Consider the following 1,549-nt stretch of genomic DNA (forward strand, 5'->3'; position numbering starts at 1 on the left):
CCGTGCCCGCCGCCAGCCCGTCGCTGGAGCCGGTGACGATCAGGTTCTGCGCATGCTCAATGCTGTTGACCACGTCGTCGCCCGCCACGGTGTTCACGCGCAGGCCCGGCAGGTTAGCGTCTATCGCGATCTCACGCTCGCCGCTGCCGGTGTTGCCGTGGCCGTTGGTGACGGTTGCCGTCACGCTCAGGCTGCCGTTGCCGAGTGCGGTCAGCACATCAGACGGCACGTTCACGGACCAGCTCAGATCGTTCTGCACCGTTGCGGTATAGCTGTTGCCGCCAATGGTCACGGTTACGGTATTGCCCGCTTCGGCATTCGCCACGGTACCGCTCAGGGTCTGGCCTGCCGCCACTTCCGCCGCGTTGATAACGTTATCGCCCGCCACGGTGTTGATCGTGACGGTCGGCAGCGCGGTGTCGACCAGCAGGTTCGCAGCGCTGCTCACGCTGTTGCCCACCCCGTTGGTGGCGGTCGCATTGAGGGTGTAACTGGCCTGACCGAGACCGGCCAGATCCGCAGCCGGAACCGTCAGGCTCCAGGTGCCGTCCGCCGCCGTCGTCGCGGTGTAGTTTTTACCGTTCAGGGTCACGGTCACCACGGTGCCTTCCGCCAGGTTGGCACTGGTGCCGCTCACGCTCAGATCCTGACCTTTTTCCACCGCATTCAGAACGTTATCGCCGCTGATGGCGTTGAAGTTGACCGATGGCAGACCGGTATCGACGGTCACGTTATGGGTGCCGCTGCCGGTGTTGCCCGCCGCGTCGGTAACAGACGCAGTGACGGTCACGGTGCCGTCGCTGAGGCCAGAAATCACGCTCGCCGGGACGCCCACGCTCCAGTTACCTGCCGCGTCCAGTACGGTGGTGTAAGTCTGGCCGCCGATGGTCACGGTGACCTTATCGCCCGCTGCCGCGCCGGTGGCGGTGCCGCTGATAATCTGCGCCTGACCGTGCTCGGCGACGTTAATTACGTCGTCGCCCGCCACGGCGTTGATGGTGACCGCAGGTACGGTCACGTCCACCGTCAGGTTATGGTTTACGGATGCCGGGTTGCCCGCCTTGTCGCTGACCGATGCGGTAACGGTGACGCTGCCGTCATTAAGCGCCGCCAGATCCGCCGCCGGAACGTTCAGCGTCCAGCTGCCGTCCGCGCTGACGGTTGTGGTGTAGTCCTTGCCGTTCAGCGACACGGTCACGGTCTGGCCCGCTTCGGCGGTGCTGCTGCCGGAAATCGCCAGGTCAGACTGCGCTTCCGTCGCGTTCAGGATGTCGTCAGTCGCAATCGTATTAATGGTGACGGATGGCGCGGTGGCATCCACGCTGTACTCGCGGCCCGCAGAGGCGCTGTTGCCGTTGACGTTGGTAACGCTCACCTGCACGCTGGCGTCACCGTCCTTCAGGCCCGCCAGATCCGCAGCCGGCACGGTATAGGTCCAGTTGCCGTCTGCTTCTACAGTAGTGGTGTAGATTTTACCGTTCAGGCTCAGGGTGACGGTCTGCCCGGCTTCCACGTTAGTGGTCGCGCCGGACAGCACCAGATCCGCCCC

1 protein-coding gene is annotated in these 1,549 nt (G+C 64.6%); it reads right to left on the minus strand.

Annotation, left to right across the window (positions count from 1 at the left end; genetic code table 11):
• Positions 1–1,549, minus strand: a 1,549-nt coding sequence (locus A6013_RS23545) for an Ig-like domain-containing protein (RefSeq protein ID WP_139128245.1), incomplete at both ends; no start/stop codon positions are given.

Origin of the sequence: Enterobacter sp. IF2SW-B1 (assembly GCF_001743375.1) — a bacterium.
Taxonomy (GTDB): domain Bacteria; phylum Pseudomonadota; class Gammaproteobacteria; order Enterobacterales; family Enterobacteriaceae; genus Enterobacter; species Enterobacter bugandensis.